The 19,535-nt window shown below is 64.4% G+C and carries 14 protein-coding genes; 12 read left to right on the forward strand and 2 right to left on the reverse strand.

What is annotated here, in order from left to right:
* Position 1: 1 nt before the first annotated feature.
* Positions 2–712, reverse strand: coding sequence for a class I SAM-dependent methyltransferase (locus ACX3OW_RS11325; RefSeq protein ID WP_459095866.1), 711 nt, complete (start codon positions 710–712; stop codon positions 2–4).
* A 213-nt stretch (positions 713–925) separates the two neighbouring features.
* Here ACX3OW_RS11325 and ACX3OW_RS11330 point away from each other — a divergent pair, with 213 nt between their 5' ends.
* Positions 926–1,150 (forward strand): DUF2934 domain-containing protein, encoded by a 225-nt coding sequence (locus ACX3OW_RS11330; RefSeq protein WP_459095867.1) that lies wholly within the window; start codon positions 926–928, stop codon positions 1,148–1,150.
* Positions 1,151–1,195: 45 nt separating this feature from the next.
* On the opposite strand, the gene efp is transcribed toward ACX3OW_RS11330, so the two are convergent.
* A complete protein-coding gene (gene efp / locus ACX3OW_RS11335) occupies positions 1,196–1,765 on the reverse strand; it encodes an elongation factor P (RefSeq protein WP_459095868.1) in 570 nt (189 codons plus the stop codon).
* A gap of 127 nt (positions 1,766–1,892) precedes the next feature.
* On the opposite strand from efp, the gene epmA reads away from it, so the two are divergent.
* The 11 genes from epmA (at position 1,893) to zapE (ending at position 19,304) form a co-directional block, all read left to right on the forward strand.
* Positions 1,893–2,951 (forward strand): EF-P lysine aminoacylase EpmA, encoded by a 1,059-nt coding sequence (gene epmA, locus ACX3OW_RS11340; RefSeq protein WP_459095869.1) that lies wholly within the window; start codon positions 1,893–1,895, stop codon positions 2,949–2,951.
* 80 nt (positions 2,952–3,031) lie between these two features.
* Complete coding sequence (locus ACX3OW_RS11345) at positions 3,032–4,066, forward strand: lysine-2,3-aminomutase-like protein (RefSeq protein ID WP_459095870.1); 1,035 nt, start codon at positions 3,032–3,034, stop codon at positions 4,064–4,066.
* 367 nt (positions 4,067–4,433) lie between these two features.
* The gene (locus tag ACX3OW_RS11350) at positions 4,434–5,741 is read left to right on the forward strand and encodes a hemolysin family protein (protein WP_459095871.1); all 1,308 of its coding nucleotides are present in this window, start codon (positions 4,434–4,436) and stop codon (positions 5,739–5,741) included.
* Between the two features lie 12 nt (positions 5,742–5,753).
* Complete coding sequence (locus ACX3OW_RS11355) at positions 5,754–6,788, forward strand: Ldh family oxidoreductase (protein WP_459095872.1); 1,035 nt, start codon at positions 5,754–5,756, stop codon at positions 6,786–6,788.
* Positions 6,789–6,885: 97 nt separating this feature from the next.
* On the forward strand, positions 6,886–8,082 hold the full coding sequence (locus tag ACX3OW_RS11360; RefSeq protein WP_459095873.1) for an efflux RND transporter periplasmic adaptor subunit: 1,197 nt from the start codon (positions 6,886–6,888) through the stop codon (positions 8,080–8,082).
* 2 nt (positions 8,083–8,084) lie between these two features.
* Positions 8,085–10,034, forward strand: coding sequence for a MacB family efflux pump subunit (locus tag ACX3OW_RS11365; RefSeq protein ID WP_459095874.1), 1,950 nt, complete (start codon positions 8,085–8,087; stop codon positions 10,032–10,034).
* A gap of 621 nt (positions 10,035–10,655) precedes the next feature.
* Positions 10,656–12,545, forward strand: coding sequence for an autotransporter assembly complex protein TamA (locus ACX3OW_RS11370; protein WP_459095875.1), 1,890 nt, complete (start codon positions 10,656–10,658; stop codon positions 12,543–12,545).
* Entirely contained in the window at positions 12,545–16,891 is a 4,347-nt protein-coding gene (locus tag ACX3OW_RS11375; RefSeq protein WP_459095876.1) for a translocation/assembly module TamB domain-containing protein, read from the forward strand. Before ACX3OW_RS11370 ends, ACX3OW_RS11375 begins: the two co-directional genes overlap by 1 nt.
* 147 nt (positions 16,892–17,038) lie before the next feature.
* On the forward strand, positions 17,039–17,272 hold the full coding sequence (locus ACX3OW_RS11380) for a hypothetical protein (RefSeq protein WP_459095877.1): 234 nt from the start codon (positions 17,039–17,041) through the stop codon (positions 17,270–17,272).
* Between the two features lie 115 nt (positions 17,273–17,387).
* Positions 17,388–17,996 carry an AprI/Inh family metalloprotease inhibitor gene (locus ACX3OW_RS11385; RefSeq protein ID WP_459095878.1) on the forward strand — a complete coding sequence of 203 codons (609 nt, stop codon included), beginning with the start codon at positions 17,388–17,390 and terminating at the stop codon, positions 17,994–17,996.
* Between the two features lie 159 nt (positions 17,997–18,155).
* Positions 18,156–19,304, forward strand: a complete 1,149-nt coding sequence (gene zapE / locus ACX3OW_RS11390) for a cell division protein ZapE (RefSeq protein ID WP_459095879.1) — start codon at positions 18,156–18,158, stop codon at positions 19,302–19,304.
* Positions 19,305–19,535: the final 231 nt, after the last annotated feature.

Genomic DNA, 19,535 nt, shown 5'->3' on the forward strand with positions numbered 1-19,535 from the left:
GCTACTGCGCCCCTCGCTGCCGCAACACTTCGGACTCCGGCAGCGCATTGGCATAGCCCAATTCCCGATTGGCCCGGGCCCAGAAGCTGGGATGCACCCGGTCGAGCAGGCTGGGATCATCAGGCAGCAACCCCAGCCGCCCGCGCGTCGCCGCATCCAGATACAGCACCGCATTCTGCCGATACCAGGCCGGAATGGCCTCGTCGGTCCAGATGGCCGGGCGCACCACATCGTGGGCGGTGTAGCCATGGCCGGCGAAGCGCGCGGCCCACCAGCTCGGCCATTGCTCGTTGAGATGGCCGACGCCGCCCTGGCCGGGAATGGCGGCGCTGAACAGAATGGCCGGCGCCAGCGCCACCAGATCGGCGACAAAGCTGTCGGCTCGGCCGGGCGTCAAGTGTTCGCCCACCTCCAGCGATAGCACCAGCTCGACGCGCGGGCCGGCAAAGCGCTGCTCCAGATCCTGCGCCACAAACTCGATCGCCGGATTGTCGAGCATGGCCGGGGTGACCCAATCGCCCTCGATGCCGAAACCGGTGGCCGCCCCGTCGGCCAAGGCTGCGGCCAGCCAGGTGCCAGTGCCGCAGCCGATATCGGCGACATGGCGGCGCGGCAGGCCCGGCGGCAGCGCGCCGAGGATGCGGCTGGCGGCGTGAGCGGTGTGCAGGCGGCGGTTTTCGTAGAAATTGGCGGGGTAGAGCGAGGCGGACATCGGCAGGCCACTCGGTGATTGCCGGCTGAGCCTATGCCGGGCGGATGCGGCAGGCCAGATCAATTCGGGGGAACCATGCAGGGCAAGCAGTCGTTGCTGAGGGTGCCCCGGTGCCGAGCGGCGGAGCCTGGGGTGCTGCCGATATGGCTTGCCCGGCGTGGCCCGCCAAATGGGCCGCCCGGCTCTGCTGCCGCGTTTTGACCGGTCGGGGCGATGCGTAAAAACAGCGAAGTGGCCGAGAGGCTGCGGCAGACAGCCTATTTTTTATGGGAGCAGGATGGACGGCCCCAAGACCGCTCGTTCCACTATTGGCTGCGCGCCAAGGAGATGCTGCTGCGCGAGCTGGCCTATGACAAATGGCTGGCCGACGGCACCCCGATTGGGCGCGCCGACGAGCATTGGCACGATGCGGCCGGGGAAATTGACGAGCCGAAATAGCAACGGGCCCCGCAGGGCCCGTTTTTTGATCGCTGAGGCTAAGCCTCAGTCCTTGGCGCGTTCCACATAGGAATTGTCTTCGGTCAGGATCACGATGCGGGTGCCGGCGCCGATATGGGGCGGGACCATGACGCGCAGGCCGTTATTGAGCACGGCAGGCTTGTAGGAGGACGACGCCGTCTGGCCCTTGACCACCGGCTCGGTCTCGACAATCTCGAAGCTCAGGCGCTGCGGCAGTTCCATGGCAATGGCGTTGCCTTCAAAGGTCTTGAGCGACACCTTCATGCCATCGGTCAGATAGGCCTTCTGGTCGCCGACCACGTCTTCCGGCACGGTGATCTGCTCGTAGCTCACCGGCTCCATGAAGTGGTGGCCTTCGCCGTCCGAATAGAGATAATCATATTCGCGCTCGTCGACATCGGCCTTTTCGACCATTTCGACGGTGCGCCAGCGGCCGACCACCTTCACGCCATCCGACATGCGGCGCATGTTGACGTTGGTGATGGAGTTGCCCTTGCCGGGGTGGACGTTTTCTGCGGTCAGGATGATGTGCAGATTGCCGTCCTGTTCGACGACATTGCCCTTGCGCAGCGACGAGGCGATGACCTTGACCATTATTCTTCCTTGTTCGTATCGGTGGCGCGTCGTAGAGGCAGGGCCGTCCCGCGCGCGAAATAGGCTTTCGTGCGCCAACTATCCTATCTCGGCGAAAATCGCCAGCCCGGCCGTCATATAAGGTCACATGAGCAGCACCCCGTCTCATTCCGCATCGCCCTGGTGGACGCCTTCGGTCCATGCCGATCGCCGCCCGATCCTGCTGGCGCGCGCCCGCATCGAGGCGCGCATTCGGCTCTATCTGGCCGAGCAGGAGTTTTTGCTGGTCGATCCGCCGGCGCTGCAGCGCTCGCCGGGCAATGAGACCCATCTGCACGCCTTCAAGACCGAGATGATCGGCAATGACGGGGCGGGCCAAGCGATGTATCTGCACACCTCCCCCGAATTCACCATGAAAAAGCTGCTGGCCGCCGGCGAGCAACGCATCGCCAGCCTCGGCCATGTCTGGCGCAATCGCGAGCGCAGCGCGCTGCATCACCCCGAATTTACCATGCTGGAATGGTATCGGGTGGGCGAAGCCTATGATGCGGTGATTGGAGACTGCGTGGCCCTGCTGCGCCTCGCCGCCGAAACCACCGGGGCAAGAACCCTGCGCTATCGCGACTGGGAATGCGATCCCTTCGTCACCCCAGAACGCCTGAGCGTGGTCGACGCCTTTATGCGCTATGCCGGCATCGATCTGCTGGCCAGCATGGACAGCGACGGCGTCACCGATGGCGAGGCGCTGGCCGCCCAGATGCTGGCGCAGGGGCTGGCGGTGCCCGAGGATCGCAGCTGGAGCTATCTGTTCAGCCTGATCCTCTTTGAAAAGGTCGAGCCGCAACTCGGCAATGGCCGCATCACCGTGCTGGACCGCTATCCGGCCGCCGAAGCCGCCTTGGCGCGGCGGGCCGCCGATGATCGCCGCGTCTCCGAGCGCTTCGAGCTTTATGCCTGCGGCGTCGAGCTGGCCAATGGCTTTGGCGAATTGACCGACGCCGCCGAGCAGCGCCGACGCTTCGCCGCAGAAATGGCCGAAAAGCAGCGCATCTATGGCGAGCAATACCCGCTGGACGAGGATTTTCTGGAGGCGCTAGAGCTGATGCCGGAAGCCAGCGGCGTGGCGCTGGGCTTTGATCGCCTGGTCATGCTGGCGACGGGTGCGCCCCGGATCGAGGCGGTGCTGTGGGCACCGGTAGCGGAATGAGCATTTTGGACAGCGCAGACATCGCAGATGCTTTCCCGAACGCGATCGAACCCCCTCGCCCCTCAGGGGAGAGGGTTGGGGTGAGGAGTGCCGCGCTCAAAACCGTCGCCGATCTCGTCGCCGCCGGCCTGAGCAATGGCGAAAACCTCGAAGCCGTCGCCCAAAAATACGCCATCGCCATCACCCCGGCGATCACCGCGCTGATCGACCCCACCGACCCCGATGACCCCATCGCCCGCCAATTCGTCCCCGACCCGCGCGAACTGATCACCACGCCGGACGAGCGCATCGACCCCATCGGCGACCTGACCCATTCGCCGGTGGAAGGCATTGTGCATCGCTATCCCGACCGGGTGCTGCTGAAAGCCGTGCATGTCTGCCCGGTCTATTGCCGCTTCTGTTTCCGCCGCGAAATGGTCGGCCCGCAGGGGCTGGGCACGCTGACCGCCGCCGAGCTGGACGCGGCCATCGCCTATATCTCCGATCACAGCGAAATCTGGGAAGTGATCCTCACCGGCGGCGATCCGCTGGTGCTGTCGGCGCGCCGGCTGCGCGAGATCATGGCGCGGCTGGCCGGCATCGACCACGTCAAAATCATCCGCTTCCACACCCGCGTGCCGGTGGTGCAGCCCGAGCGGGTCGATGCCGAAATGGTCGCGGCGCTGCGCTCCAGCGGCAAGACCACCTATCTGGCGGTCCATGCCAATCATCCGCGCGAATTCACGCAAGCTGCCAAGGCGGCGATGGCGCTGCTGGTCGACAATGGCATCGTGCTGCTCAGCCAGTCGGTGCTGCTCAAGGGCATCAACGATAGTGTCGAAACGCTCGCCGCGCTGATGCAGGCCTTCGTCGAAAATCGCGCTCGCCCGTATTATCTGCACCACCCCGATCTGGCCCCCGGCACCAGCCATTTCCGCCTCAGCATCGAAGAGGGCCAGGCGCTGGTCACCGCCTTGCGTGGGCGCATTTCCGGCCTCGCCCAGCCGACCTACATCCTCGACATCCCCGGCGGCTACGGCAAAGCCGATATCGGCGCCAGCCCGATTGCCGGCAGCGACGGGTGCTTTACCGTGCGCGACTGGCAGGGCCAGGAACACGCCTACCCACCGAAATAAAGTGCTGCCCTCCGCGAGCCCGATCTGGTCCCTCCCCCTTGAGGGGAGGGGTGTTTATCTAGACCGCGGCTCACAAACCGCTGCGCTGGTGGCATGAAGCTATCGGTTCTTGCCCTCCCTCCCCCTTGAGGGGAGGGCCGGGGTGGGGGTCGGCTTGGTGGCCCCCGATGGACCCCCACCCTCAATCCCTCCCCTCAAGGGGGAGGGAGGCGAAGAAACCGAAACGTTGGGCAAGTCCAAACTTGACGCGGGAATGGCATCCGCGCTCACTCCCCACACCATTTCCGTTTGCCCCCAGCCCCGTGCTAGAGAGAACGCCCGTCTCAAAAGCTGCGTCACCCTTGCCATGAATGCCCCGATTGCAATCTTGCTGCTGCTGGCCCTGATCGGGATCAGTGTCATCATCGCCCTGTCTGAAATTGCCTTTGCTGCGGCGCGCGAGGTCCGCATTCGCGCCCTGGCCGAAGCCGGTAACAAGAAGGCGCTGCGTTTCGTGGCGCTGCGCGCCAATGCTGGCGATGTGCTGACGGCGCTGCAGATTGCCACCAACGCGGTGTCGATCCTGGCCGGTACACTGGGCGAGGATGCATTGGGGCCGATGTTCCGCGCCGGGCTGATGGCCATTGGCGTCGAGGCCGGCCTGGCTCGCATTATCGGCTCGGTGCTGGCCTTCTGCCTCGTCACCGGCGCCTTTGTGCTGTTTGCCGATCTGACGCCGAAGCGGGTGGCGATGCTGGTGCCGGAAAAGGTGGCGCTGTCCATCGTCTGGTTCCCCGAACTGGCGGTCAAACTGCTGAAACCCCTGGTCTGGCTGTTCGGCAAGCTGTCCGATGTGCTGATCAACATGCTGCATCTCGAGCCCAAGTCGCATGAGGATGAGGTGACGGCCGAGGATTTCCGCATGATCCTGGCCGGCGGCGCCGCCTCGGGCGTGCTGATGAAAAACGAATATCGGCTGATCGAAAACGTGCTGGCGCTGGAGCTGCGCAGCGTCACCTCGGTGATGACCATCCGCGAGGATATCGTCTATCTCGACCTGACCGACTCGCTGGAAGTGCAGCAGGACAAGGTGCGGCGGCGGCCGTTTTCGCACTACCCGATCTGCGATGGCGGCATCGATAGCGTGATCGGCTGCGTGCGGGCCGAGGACGTGCTGGCCACCGTCATGGAGCGGCCCGAGCAGGTGGATTTCCTCAAGGCGCGGCGCGATGTGCTGTCGGTGCCCGATACGCTCAACGTCTGGGAAGTGCTGGCCGAATTCCAGGCGCAGAGCACCGGCTTTGCCCTGGTGGTCAGCGAATATGCGCTGGTGGTGGGCGTCGTCACCTTCAAGGATTTGATGGGCGCGCTGATGCTGGGGCTGGCCAATCCGTTCGAGGAGCAGTCCATTCTCAAGCGCGACGACCAGAGCTGGCTGATCGACGGCATGGCGCCGTTTGTCGATGTGACGCGGACGCTCAATATCAAGAAGCTGGCCCCCGAAGCCGCCTATGAAACCATTGGCGGCTTCATCGTGCATCGGCTGCGCCGCGCGGCGCGCAAGGGCGACAAGGTGGAAGCCGCCGGCTATGTCTTCGAGGTGGTCGACGCCGACAAGATGCGGCTCAATCAGCTGCTGGTGACCAAGGCCTCGAGCAAGCTGCGCGGCGGCGCCGAGCGCCGGGTCGCCCCCTAAGGAGGATAGGTTTTGGACAGTTCGGCGAAGCTATTTCCGGTACAATTGCTGGAAACCAAAGTCGCGGCGGCGCTGCGGCAGGCCGGGGCCAGCGAGGCGTCGCTGATGGCGGCGACCCGGGCGATGCTGCATGCCTCGCTGGTGGGGGTGGACAGCCATGGCGTGCGGCTGACCGAGCATTATTGCAACATGCTGGCCGGTGGCCGGCTCAACAAAGACCCGCAGCTCAAGGTCAATATCACCGCCGCGGGCAGTGCCATGGTCGATGGCGATGACGGGCTGGGCCATTATGCGGCCTATAAAGCCGTCGAAGTCGGCATCGAACTCGCCCAACAGGCCGGCGTCGGCGCGGTGGGCATTGCCCATTCCTCCCATCTGGGCGCGGCGGGGGCCTATGCGCTGGCCGGGGCCGAGCGGGGCTTTGTCACCTTCGCCACCACCAATACCGATTCCATGGTGGCGCTGTTCGATGGCGCGCAGCGCTTCCACGGCACCAATCCGCTGGCCTTTGCCGCGCCGGTGCCTGATAGCGCGCCCTGGCTACTCGACATGGCGACCTCGTCGATTCCGATGAACCGGGTGCTGCTGCACCGCTCGCTCGGGCTCGAACTGCCGGCCGGCATTGCCGCCGACAAGGATGGGCATCCGGCCACCGACCCCAATGTGGTGGATATGCTGCTGCCGCTGGGCGGGGCCGATTATGGCTATAAGGGCGCGGCTCTGGCCGGGGTGGCGACTTTGTTCTCGGCGCTGCTGACCGGCACCACGCTGGATAGCGATTTCATCCCGATGTATGGCGGCGACGACGTGTCCACGCCGCGCAATATGGGCCATTTCGTGCTGGTCATCGATCCCGGCAAATTCGTTGGCCGCGAGCTGTTCGGCCTGATGATCACTCGCTATCTGGCCAGCCTGCGCAGCGCCGCCGTGCGCCCCGGCGCCGAGCGCGTCATGGCCCCGGGCGATCGCGAATGGGAAGAAAAAGCCCGCCGACAGGCCGAAGGCGTGCCGGTCGACCCCGATACGATCCGCTTTCTGGGGCTCTAGCCTCACGCATCCGTTCCCAACCTTACCAAGTCCTAACGTGAACGCAGCGTCGCAACGTATTATCGTGCGACGAACGGAAATGCGGAGTGCGGACGGCTTGAAGAGTTTGGCAAAATGGCTGGTGGCGTTGCTCGTGCTGGGGGGCGTCGGGCTTGGCGCGTGGTGGTATTTCCTCGCCGCGCCCAAGGCGGCGACGTTGCCCAGCACGGTGGTGGTCGGGCGCGGCAATATCGAGCAGACGGTGCTGGCCTCGGGCGTGCTGGAGGCCAATTCGCTGGTCAGCGTCGGCGCCGAAGTGTCGGGCCGCATCGAGGCCGTGCATGTGGTGCTGGGGCAGGACGTCAAGAAAGGCGATCTGATCGTCGAGATCGACAGCCTCGATCAGGAAAACGCCATCAAGACGGCGCAGGCCGTGCTGGCCGGCATCCAGGCGCAGCAGCGCAATCAGCAGGCCAGCCTGCTCAAGGCGCAAGCGGCGCTGGCGCGCAGCACCCAGCTCAGCGCCAATAGCCTCGTTTCGCAAACCGATCTCGAAACCGCGCAGGCGGCGGTGGATTCGGCGCAGGCGCAGATCGACCAGCTTGATGCGCAGATCGCCCAGTCCCAGCTCAGCGTTGAATCGGCCGAGCTCAACCTCGCCCGCACCCGCATCGTCGCCCCCAGCGCCGGCACCATCGTGGCGCTGCTGGTCGATGAGGGCCAGACCGTCAATGCCAGTTCCGCCATTCCCACCATCGTCAAGATCGCCGATCTCGACACCATGGTGATCAAGGCCGAAATTTCCGAGGCCGATGTGGTGCGCGTCGCGGCCGGGCAGCGGGTGTATTTCACCATTCTGGGCGAGCCCGATCGCAAGATCGACGCCACTCTGCGCGAGGTCGAGCCAGCCCCGACCTCGATCAGCTCGGACACGGCGTCGACCGACAGCGCGGTCTATTACAACGGGTTGTTCGACGTGCCCAATCCCGATCACCGGCTGCGCATTTCGATGACAGCGCAGGTGACCATCGTGCTCGACGAGGTCGAGGATGCGCTGGTGCTGTCCTCCGGTCTGGTGACGCGCAGGGACCCCCAGGGCAATGCCATGGTGGCGGTCTATGATCCGGCGACCGAACAGATCGAACCACGCAAAATCGAAATCGGCCTCAACAACAATGTCATGGCCGAAATCAAAAGCGGGCTCAGCGAGGGCGAGCAGGTGGTCAGCGGGGCCGCCCCGGCCCTGCGCCAGGGCGGCCAGGCGGGTGGCGGCGGTGCGCGCTTTGGCGGCCCCGGCCTGCGCATCGGCGGCTGACCGTGACAGACCCCATCATCTCGCTGCGTGGCTTGAGCCGCAGTTTCCAGACCGGCGCCGAGGCGGTGACCGTGCTCAAGGATGTCGATCTCGATATCCATCAGGGCGAGCTAGTCGCCATTATCGGTCAGTCCGGCTCGGGCAAGTCGACGCTGATGAATATCCTCGGCTGTCTCGACCGGGCCACCTCCGGCACCTATAAATTTGCCGGCCAGGAGGTCAGCAAGCTCGGCCCCGATGCGCTGGCCGAGCTGCGCCGCGAGCATTTCGGCTTCATCTTCCAGCGCTATCAGCTGCTCGCCGATCTCGATGCGGTGGGCAATGTGGAAATGCCGGCGATCTATGCCGGGGTCGATGGCGCGGCGCGGCGGCAGCGGGCGATCGATCTGCTGACAAGGCTGGGGCTGGGTGATCGCCTGACCCACCGGCCCAATGCCCTCTCGGGTGGTCAGCAACAGCGCGTCAGCGTGGCGCGGGCGCTGATGAATGGCGGCGAGGTGATCCTCGCCGATGAGCCCACCGGGGCGCTGGATTCGCGCAGCGGCAAGGAGCTGATGGCGCTGCTCGGCGAATTGCATCGCGACGGCCACACCATCATCATCGTCACCCATGATCCGCTGATCGCGGCGCAGACCCAGCGCGTCATCGAGATTTCCGACGGCCAGATCATCGCCGACCGGCGCAATAGCGACGCTACCCGATCCGACCGCACCAACGACCCCATCCGCCGCATCGCCCGCTGGCGCGAAGGCTTTGATCGCGGCGCCGAAGCCTTGCGCATGGCGCTGCGGGCCATGGTGGCGCACAAGCTGCGCACCTTCCTCACCATGCTCGGCATCATCATCGGCATCGCCTCGGTGGTCAGCGTCGTGGCGCTGGGGCAGGGCAGTCAGCAGACCGTGCTGGAAAACATCGCCTCCATCGGCACCAACACCATCAATATCTATCCGGGCAGCGGCTTTGGCGACCGGCGCAGCAATCGCATCCAGACCCTGTTGCCCTCCGACGCCGAGGCGCTGGCCAGCCAGCCCTATGCCGACAGCGTCTCGCCGCAGGTCTCCGCCAATGCCACGGTGCTGTATCGCAGCACCTCGTCCAATGCCTCCATCACGGGGGTCGGCGAAGGCTATTTCCAGGTCAATGGCCGGACCTTCGCGCAGGGCGTCGGCTTCAACGACACCAGCATCACCCAGCGCACACAGGAAGCGGTGATCGACGGCAATGCGCGCGACGCCATTTTCATCAATGGCGAGGACCCGATCGGGCAGGTCATCATGCTGGGCAAGGTGCCGGTTCGGGTGATTGGCGTGGTGGAAAATGTCACCGGCTTCGGGCCCGGCGGCAACAGCGCCAATGTCTATGTGCCCTATACCACGGCGATGGATCGCATTCTGGGCGTGTCCTATCTCGGCTCCATCGCCTTGCGGGTGAGCGATGATTTCGACATGGCCCAGGCCGAGGCCGAAATCACCGAATTGCTGACCCGGCTGCATGGCGGCAAGACCGATTTCTTCCTGCAGAACACCGCCACCATCCGCGACACCATCCAGTCGACCTCGGCCACGCTGACGCTGCTGATTTCCACCATCGCCGTGATCTCGCTGGTGGTGGGCGGCATCGGGGTGATGAACATCATGCTGGTCAGTGTCTCCGAGCGCACCAAGGAGATCGGCATCCGTATGGCCGTCGGTGCCCGCCGCGGCGACATCATGCGGCAATTCCTCATCGAGGCGGTGCTGGTGTGCTTTGTCGGCGGCGCCGCCGGCGTCGGTCTGAGCTTCGGCCTCGGCCACGCGCTCACCCTGCTGGTCGAGGGCGCTCGGCTCAGCTACTCCACCGAATCGATCCTGCTCGCCATCGCCTCCGCCAGCCTGATCGGCGTGGTCTTCGGCTTCATGCCAGCCCGGTCGGCAGCACGGATGGACCCGGTGGAAGCATTGGCGCGGGAGTAATCTGGGGGCCTACAGGGTGGTTGGGATGAGATCTTCTTTCGTCCTGATCATCCGCTGAGTTCCCAGTCGACACCCTCCCCCTTGCGGGGAGGGATCAAGGGTGGGGGTCGGCTAGCCTCGATCATCGGGGCTCTCGCACCCCCTCCCGGCTCGATGACGGAGTTAGCAAGGGCTAACTCCTATCTCGCTCTCCCTCCCCGCAAGGGGGAGGGTGACACCGTGGCTGTGGCTCCTCTTTCTTCCCTTCTCCCCTTGAGGGAGAAGGTGCCCGAAGGGCGGATGAGGGGTCGCTTTAATTGGCCTCAAAGCATGGGCACCCGCCGCCCCTCACCCCATTCTTCCGTCGAACGCCCCCAGCGTTGCCCATCCGCCACTCCGCCCGCCGCATCGTCCCCCGCCACCCTCGCCAAACTTGTGCCACCTGCGCCCCCACCCTAAACTCGACATGATGTGATCGCTTTGTGATCGAGCGAGCCATGTCGGCGCAGTCGGGGCGGAAGGTGTTTAACCAAATCTTCTATTCTGATGGAATAATTTATGCTTCTGCCTCAGATGGTTGAAGCGTAACGGGCGGGAATTAGTCCACTGCATATCGCGCGGTTAGTAACGAGTATTGGCGCTTTGTGCGTTGCCACGGCCGGTCTGGGCCTGGCGACGATGCCGGCGCTCGCGTTTGAAATTTTTGGCCTCAAGCTGTTCGAGGACCAGAGCGAGATCGATGCGGAGGCGGTGATTACCGATCCGCAGCCCTACACAGTCAGCATCACCGTCAACGCCACCGGCACGGTCGAAACCGCCGTGCGCAACGCTTCGGCGCTGCTCGCCGACGAGGCCGAGCCGGCCTCGGGCGCGGCGGGTTTGCTGGCCAAGGCGCGGGGCGATTATCGCCGCATCATCGCGGCGCTCTACAATGAAGGCCATTACGGCGGCACCGCCAGCATTCGCGTCGGTGGCGTCGAAGCGGCCAATCTGCCGCCCGATATCGATCTGCCCGATCCGGTGGATGTGGCCATCGTGGTCGATCCGGGTCCGCTATTCCATTTCAATAGCGTCAATAGCGTCAATATCGTCAATCAGGCGCTGCCGACTTCCGACCCCGACGATCAGGTCGATCCGCCCTTGAGCCGCGGTTTCGGCAGTGGTGAAGTCGCCCGCTCGTCGGTGATCCTCGCCGCCGAACAGTTGACGCTCGAAGCCTGGCGCCAGCAGGGCCACGCCAAGGCGGTGATCCTCAGCCGTGACGTGGTGGCCGATCACGCCACCAACACCGTCGACGTCACCATCACGGTCAATCCCGGCCCGCGCGCCGCGTTTGGCGCGGTGACGGTGACCGGCACCGAGAATATGGACCCCGACTTCGTGCGCCGGCAGACCGGCCTGACCGAGGGCGAGGAATATGATCCCGATGAGCTGAAGCTGGCGCAAAAGCGCCTCGACCGCTTGGAAGTGTTCCGGGCGGCGCGGCTTGAAGCTGCCGACGACATCGGGGCTGACGGGCTGCTGCCGTATAATCTGATCGTGCAGGAACTGGCCGGACGGCGCTTCGGCGTTGGCGCCACCTATTCCAGCATCGATGGGCTGGGGCTTGAGGCCTATCATCTGTGGCGCAATCTGTTCGGCCAGGCCGAGCGACTGCGGCTCGACGCCAAGGTGGCCAGCATTGCCTGGCCAATCGACACGACGCAGTTCGACTATTTCTTCGGTGGCACCTTCACCAAGCCGGGCGTCTTCACCCCCGACACCGATTTCGTCGCGTCGGTCTCGGCCGAGCGCACCATCTATCCGACCTATACCGAAACCTCGGCTGCGGGCCGGGCCGGGCTGACCCATATTTTTTCCGATGAGATCAGCTTCGAGGGCGGGGCGCAGTTCGAAATCAACCGCTTCGACGACGCCTTTGGCACGCGCGACTTCAAGACGGCCGGGCTCTATTCCGGCGCGGTGCTGGATTTCCGCAACGACAAGGTCAATGCCACCCAGGGCTGGTATCTGGCCGGCACGCTGGACCCGTTCTACGAATTCCATTTCGGCAATGCCGGGGTGCAGGCGACCGTCGAGGGCCGTACCTATTTCGGCTTTGGCGAAGACGATCCCTATGTGCTGGCGGCGCGCTTCAAGGCGGGCGTGCTGGTGGGGCCGGACCTGGCCGAAATCCCGCCCGACAAGCTGTTCTTTGCCGGCGGTGGCGGCTCGGTGCGCGGCTATGGCTTTAAATCCATCGGCGTCGATGACGGCATGGGCAAGGTGACCGGCGGGCGCTATCTGCTCGAAGCCTCGCTCGAAGCCCGCGCCAAGGTCACCAATGATATCGGCGTGGTCGGCTTCGTCGATGGCGGCTATGTGGCGGCCGACGTGTTCCCGAGCATTGACGACCTGCGCATCGGCGCGGGCGTCGGCGTGCGCTATTTCACCGGGTTGGGGCCGCTGCGGCTCGATCTGGCATTGCCGCTCAACAAGCGGGCCGGCGACCCCGATTATGCCATTTATGTCGGCATAGGGCAGGCATTCTGATGATGCGTTTATCCGCAAAGCCACGGCGGCTGCTGATCGCCGGTCTGGTACTATTGGGGCTGGCCGTGCCGGCCGTTATCGTCGCGCAGGATGTGCTGACGATGGACAACCAGGAACAGAAAGACTGGCTGACCAGCTTTGTCGAGGAACGCCTGTCGACCCCCGAGCGGCAGATCCGGCTCTCCAATATCGACGGTATTCTCGGCTCCGACGTGTCGGTGCGCCAGATCACCATTTCGGACACCGAAGGGGTGTGGCTGCAGGTCAATAACGCGACGCTGAACTGGAATCAGGCAGCGCTGTTTTTCGGCCGGCTCGAAGTCAAATCGCTCAAGGCCGACTCCATCGACTACCTCCGCAACGCGATGCCGGCCGAAACCGGCGTCGACCTGCCGGCGCCCGAAGCCGGTGGCGGTTTTGCCATCCCCGAATTTCCGGTCGCGGTCATTCTCGAAGAGCTGAGCATTCCCTCGGTGAGTTTCGGCGCTTCGGTGTTCGGACTGGCGGCGGAAGTCTCGCTTGTCGGTGCGCTGACGCTGGACGGTGGCAACCTCGATACCAGTCTCGATATCGAGCGGCTCGATGGGCCGGGCGGTACGCTCAAACTGGCAGCAAACTACCAGCATGCTGCAAGCACGATCTTGCTGGATCTGGCCCTGGTGGAGCCGGAAAATGGCGTCATCGCCAATCTGCTCAACATCGAAAATCGCCCGGCGGTGACGCTGACGCTGAACGGTAGCGGCCCGGTCACCGAGCTGCGCACCGAGCTGGCGCTCGCCGCCAATGGCCAGACCGCGCTCTCCGGCGTGGCGACGATCAACCAGCAATCCGCTGGCATCGCTGTCGCCGCCGATCTGCGTGGGCCGCTAGCGACGCTGATCGCCGAGCCCTATCGCCCCTTCTTCGGCGCCGAAACCGCCTTGTCCGCCAATGGCTTGCTCCGCACTGGCGGTGGCATCACCCTCAATCAGCTCAAGCTGACCGGCGGGCAATTGGCACTCGACGCCGCCGCCGAAATCACCCCGGACAACTTCCTCAAGGCGCTCAAACTCGATGCCGTGATCGCCGATACGGCTGGCAATCCGGTGATCTTGCCGGTTCCCGGTAGCGCGACAAAGCTAGCCGATGGTCAGCTGCATATCGATTTTGGCAGTGACGGTTCGGAGAACTGGACCTCCACGGTCGCGGTCAATGGCTTCGCCATGCCGGGCTTTGCCGCCCAAAAACTCGATTTCAGCATTGGCGGCATTGCTGCCAATCTTGCTGACCCTTCCAGCCGCCGCGTAACCTTCAATGGCGACGGCGCGCTGACTGGTATCGACGCCGACGAAGCGGTCGAAGCCGCGCTGGGCGACAGCATCGGTTTGGGCGTTGCCGGGCTGTGGAATGCCGGTTCGCCCATCGAGCTGGCGCAGTTGCGCGTAGCCGGCGGCGTGCTCTCGGCTTCGCTGTCGGGCCTGCTCGATGGTCTTGATTTTGCAGGCGATATTGACCTGCAGACCGCCAGCATCGCGCCGTTTTCGTCGCTGGCTGGCCGCGATCTGACAGGCCAATTGGCGCTCAAGGCCAATGGCCGGATCATGCCGCTGAGCGGTGGCTTCGACCTGACTTTGGATGGCACCGGCACCGATCTGGCCATTGCCGACGACGTCGTGGACCGCCTGCTGACCGGCGACGTCGCCGTCTCCGGCCGGATCGCGCGCACCGAAGTTGGCCTCAGCGCCGACGCCTTCCGCATCGCCAATGATCAGGTTCAACTCAACGCAAATGGCAGCTATTCCAACGCGTTAGCCGATTTCCTGTTCAGCGTCGACCTCGCCGATCTGGCGCTGCTCTCTGACGAAGCCAGCGGTAAACTCTCCATCATCGGCACCGCCAAAGGCGCCGACAGTGTCATCGATCTCAAGCTCGACGCCACTGTCCCTACCGGCACTTTGGCCGACCGCAGCCTGCGCAATGCGGCGCTGGGTTTCGCCGGCCGCTACAATATTGATCGCCTCGACGGCAAGCTCAGCGGCGCCGCCGATCTCGACGGCCATCGCGCCAGCCTGGGCGGCGACGTCACCGTTGATGTCACCGGACAGGCGCTGCGCAATCTCGATTTCGCCGTCGCCGGCACCAGCATTCGCGGTGGGGTAACCCGCACCGGCGACACCGGCCTGCTGAACGGCAATCTCACCGCCGTGTCGCCCGATATCGCTGTGGCCGCCGCGCTGGCGCTGCTCGATGCGCGCGGCGCGATCAATGCCGAAATCATTCTGGCCGGCGTCGAAGACAAGCAGGGCGCCAGCGTCCGTGCCGACGTTAAGGGCTTGGTGGTCAACGACAATATTCGTGTTGGTTCGGCTGACATCCAGGCGGCGGTCGGCGATCTGTTCGGCGTGCCGATGGTCGATGGCACCGCCAATGCGCGCAATGTCGCTGCCGCCGGCGTCGAGATTGCCACCCTCACCGCCAAGGCCAATCAGAGTGGCGATACCACGGCTTTCGATGCGCAGGCCGCGCTAACGCTGGGCACCAATATCGACGTGGCCGGTTCGCTGACCCCGATTGCCAATGGCTATCGGCTGGGGCTGGATCGGGCGCAATTGCAGCAGGGGCAGTTGTCCGCCCGGCTGGCGCAGCCCACCGTTTTGCAGGTGGCCGGCAGCAATGTCGCCATCGACAATGTGCGCTTCGATGTGGGCTCGGGCTCGATCACCGCCTCTGGCTCGGCCGGCGATGTGCTTGATATTGCACTCGATATTACGGCGCTGCCGCTCAATATCGCCAATACCATCATGCCCGAATTGGGGCTGGCCGGCACCATCAATGGCCGCGCCACCGTCTCGGGCACTGGCGCCGATCCGCGCGTTGCCTTCGAGGCGCGCGCCGATGGCGTCAACGCCGCTGCCATCAAGGAATTCGGCATCGCACCCATCGGCGCCACGGCCAGCGGCAGCTTCAGGGACAATGCGGTGACGCTGTCGGCGCTCAGCGCCAATGGGGCCGGCGGGTTGACCATCACCGGATCCGGCACAGTGCCGCTCAGCGGCGGCGGTCTGGCCGTTGCTGTCAAGGGTTCGGCGCCGCTGGTGCTGGCCAATCGCTTCGTCGCCGAGCGCGGCGGCCAGTTCAGCGGTACGGCCAATCTCGACGCCCGCGTCAGCGGCAGTATCGCCAGCCCGCAATTTGCCGGTACGGTGACGACCAGTGGTTCGGGCTATACCGATCCCGAACTCAATCTGCGCCTGCAGAACATCACCGGCTCGGCGAGCCTGAGTGGCACCAGCCTGGTGATCAACAGCCTCAACGCCGGCCTCTCCACCGGTGGCAGCGTCTCGGCTTCCGGCAGCGTGGGTCTCACCGGCGGTTTCCCGGCAGACATTCGCGTGGTGGCCAATTCGGCGCGTTATGCCGATGGCACGATGTTCGTCGCCACGGTGTCCGGTGGGCTGGCGCTGACCGGCAACCTCACCGGTTCACCCTTGCTGGCCGGCACGCTCAATGTCGAAAAAGCCGATATCACCATTCCCGATAATCTCGGCGGTGGGGCCGAGCTGGTTGATGTGCGCCATCGCAACGCCCCAGCCAGCGTCAACCAGACCCTGGCGCGCGCCAAGGTGGATCAATTCACCAACGCGCCGACTCCACAGACGCGTCCGAGCGGGTTGCTGCTCGACCTGACGGTCAATGCGCCCAACCAGATTTTCATTCGCGGCATGGGGCTCGACGCCGAAGTGGGCGGCTCGGTGGTGCTCAAGGGGCCAGTCAACAATATCCAGCCGGTGGGCGGCTTCTCGCTCAATCGCGGGCGGCTGTCGATTTTGGGGCAGCGGATCAATTTCCAGTCGGGCACGGTGACCTTGGTCGGCGATCTCGATCCATTCATCGATTTCCTTGCCACCACCGAGGGGCAGGACATCACGGTCAATGTGATCGTGCAGGGCCGCGTCTCCGATCTGCGCATCGAATTCGGCTCCAGCCCGCAAATGCCGCAGGATGAAGTGCTGGCGCGGCTGCTATTCAATCGCTCGATGGGCGAGCTGTCGCCGATGCAGTTGGCCAAGCTGGCCGGCGCAGCAGCCGAGCTGGTGGGCGGTGGCGGCAATAGCTCGCTGATGGACAGTATTCGCGGCGCGGCGGGCCTCGCCGATCTCGATCTGGTCACCGACGACAAGGGCAATGCCGCTGTGCAGGCAGGCACCTATCTCGATGACAATATCTATCTGGGCGTCACCGCTGGCGCCAATGGCCAGAACAAGGTGACGATCAACCTCGACGTGACCAACGACCTCAAGGTCACCGGCGCGGCCGGACAGGACGGCAATTCCAGCCTCGGGGTGTTTTATGAGCGGGATTATTAGGGTCTGGTGAGTTTTGGGCTTCGTCTTGGGAGCTTGCCCCACTCAAGGCCGGGATGACACCGCGTTTAGATGCGGGAATTATGCAACGGGCTAGCCCTTGCGCCACGCCCCATTGACCGTCAGGATCAAGCCAACATGGAGGCCGGCATGGACTACCAGATCATCGCGCAAGCCAAGAACGTTCCGCAGGCCATGGCATTGGCCGTGGCGTTGCGGGCCTATGGGTTCCACCCGCTCGAACAGGGCGATGGCGGCTTGCCCGGGGTGTCGAATCTGTTCGGTCCCGAAGGGGTTCCGGTGCAGGTGCCGGAAGACGAAGCGGCGGATGCAACTGTTCTGGTGGTAGAGTTGCTCAAGGAAATGGCCGATTCTACCCCCTAAAAACTGCCACATTGGTCAGGCTTGCTGTACTGGTGCGGTTGAACGCAGCGCGGTCCTTAGCTATAAGCCAGCCAAGCTGTTAACAAAAATTAAGCCTTAGGGCAGGAGCTCTCTCATGATGGATTGGATGCGCGGATCGTTGTCCGCGGTAGGCGTGGTGGCAATCGCCGTCGTGCTGGCAGCGTGCCAGTCCACCGGTTCCAATACAGCCAACCTCAACACGATCGGCGCGCCATCGCAGTTGCAGCCGGTGCAGAGTTCGACGGTGCAGCAGGGTACCCTGCCGGCCATTGGCGCCACCGGCACTCCGGCACCGGGCCTGTCGGGCCAGCCTATTCTGGGCGGCGTTCCGGCCAACTCGACCGGTATTGCCAGCCTGCCCAGCGCCAATCCGGGCAGCTCCATCGTCTCGCTCGATCCGCTGGCCCAGCCCGTCGCGGGCGGCATGAGTGCCGGCCCTGAAGGCACCTGGAACGTGGTGGCTGGCGCCGCCACCTGCCGCATCAACCTGCCGATGACCTCCAAGACCGGCACCAGCTACTACCGCGCGTCGGCCCCGGGCTGCACCGTGCCGCAGATCGCTTCGGTCGCCGGCTGGCAGCAGGTCGGCAGCCAGCTCCAGCTTTATGATGAGAACGGCAATATCGCGGCCTTCCTCGCCCCCAGCGGCGGCCGCTATATCGGCACCATGGGCGGTGGCCAGGCCATCTCCATGTCGCGCTAAGTCATTGCGGAAGCCGGCCGAGAGGCCGGCTTCTTGCTTTTTGCCGCCGCTTTCCGCACATGTGCAGCCGACCTCATGGTGAGCCACCACGCGGTCACGCCACAATTGTGCCCCGACCTCGTCCGCTCGCGATGAGGTCCACTTTGAGAATTCGCATCCTTGAACTCCCAGGCTTCCATTCCGGCCGGTAGCACCGCCCCCGTCAGCGCCGCCTATGCGGATTTGGCGGCGCGTGGCGTCTTGCAGGCCGATCCGGCGCAGCGCGACGCCGCGGCGCTGCTCGATACTGTGCTGGCCGGGCTTGTCGCCGAACGGCCCCGGCGGCTGTTGGGCAAGTTCTTCAAGCCCGAGCCAGTGCGCGGGCTCTATCTCCATGGCGAGGTGGGGCGCGGCAAGACCATGCTGATGGACCTGTTCTTTGCCGCAGTGCCGATCAAACAGAAGCGGCGGGTGCATTTCCACGAATTCATGGACTCCATCCATGCCGGCATGGCGGCGTTCCGCAAGAGCGCCAAGGGCAAGGATGCCGATCCGGTGGAAGCCGTGGTCAAACCGTTGCTCAGGTCGGGCCTGCGCCTGCTGTGCCTCGATGAATTTCACGTGCATGACATCACCAATGCCATGCTGCTGTATCGGCTGTTCGACAAGCTGTTCGCCCATGGCGTGACGCTTGTGGCGACGTCCAATGTGCTGCCCGACGATCTCTACCGCGATGGCCTCAACCGGCAGCTTTTCCTGCCGTTCATCGCGCTGCTCAAGCAATATACCGTGATCGCGGCGCTGCCGGCAGAGCGGGACTATCGGCGGATGAAATTTGCCGGTCAGCATGTCTATGCCTTCGGGACAGGACCTGACGCCCGCGCCGAAATGGACCGGCTGTGGCTGCGCATCACCGGCGGCGAGCCTGGGGCGCCCGGCGTTGTGGACAGCATCGGACGGAAAATCGTCGTGCCGCTGGTCGCCATGGGCGCAGCGCGCTTCAACTTTGCCGATCTCTGCGAAAAGCCGCTCGGCTCGCGCGATTTCGTCCGCATCGCCCATCAGTTCGATTCGATCATCATCGATGGCGTGCCGCAGATGGATCGCACCAAATCGGATGCGGCCAAGCGCTTCATCCTGCTGATCGACAATCTCTATGATCGCGGCGTCAAGCTGGGCGCCAGCTTTGCCGTGCCGCTGGAACAACTGGGGCACGACCAGCGCACCGCCTTTGAATTCCAGCGCACAATCTCCCGGCTGACCGAGATGCAGTCCGAGGAATATCTGGAAAAAGCCCTGCGCGACACCCCGAGCGACGCGGTGAACTGACCCAACCCCGACGCGGCGGCTGTGGCATCAAAGGGACCGCCATTCGGGCGTAGCCCGCATGGCCTTCTCGCCTAAAATCGCTCCACTGGAGCGATTTTCCCTTTGGGAGGGCTCGAAGCTTGCCCAATCGGCACCACCCCTTCGCCCATCAGCAAGGCCCAATCCGCCCTTTAGACGAACGGTTCACTTGCCCCTCATGACGTGGGGGGCTAAGAGGTGCGCCAATTCAAC

Source organism: Devosia sp. A449 (assembly GCF_054489375.1).

What these genes read in the sequence shown, in the direction of transcription:
- ACX3OW_RS11330 (WP_459095867.1), top strand. Translation starts at nt 926, where the DNA reads ATGCGTAAAAACAGCGAAGTGGCCGAGAGGCTGCGGCAGACAGCCTAT.
- ACX3OW_RS11385 (WP_459095878.1), top strand. Translation starts at nt 17,388, where the DNA reads ATGATGGATTGGATGCGCGGATCGTTGTCCGCGGTAGGCGTGGTGGCA.
- ACX3OW_RS11380 (WP_459095877.1), top strand. Translation starts at nt 17,039, where the DNA reads ATGGACTACCAGATCATCGCGCAAGCCAAGAACGTTCCGCAGGCCATG.
- ACX3OW_RS11375 (WP_459095876.1), top strand. Translation starts at nt 12,545, where the DNA reads ATGATGCGTTTATCCGCAAAGCCACGGCGGCTGCTGATCGCCGGTCTG.
- epmA (WP_459095869.1), top strand. Translation starts at nt 1,893, where the DNA reads ATGAGCAGCACCCCGTCTCATTCCGCATCGCCCTGGTGGACGCCTTCG.
- efp (WP_459095868.1), bottom strand. Translation starts at nt 1,765, where the DNA reads ATGGTCAAGGTCATCGCCTCGTCGCTGCGCAAGGGCAATGTCGTCGAA.
- ACX3OW_RS11325 (WP_459095866.1), bottom strand. Translation starts at nt 712, where the DNA reads ATGTCCGCCTCGCTCTACCCCGCCAATTTCTACGAAAACCGCCGCCTG.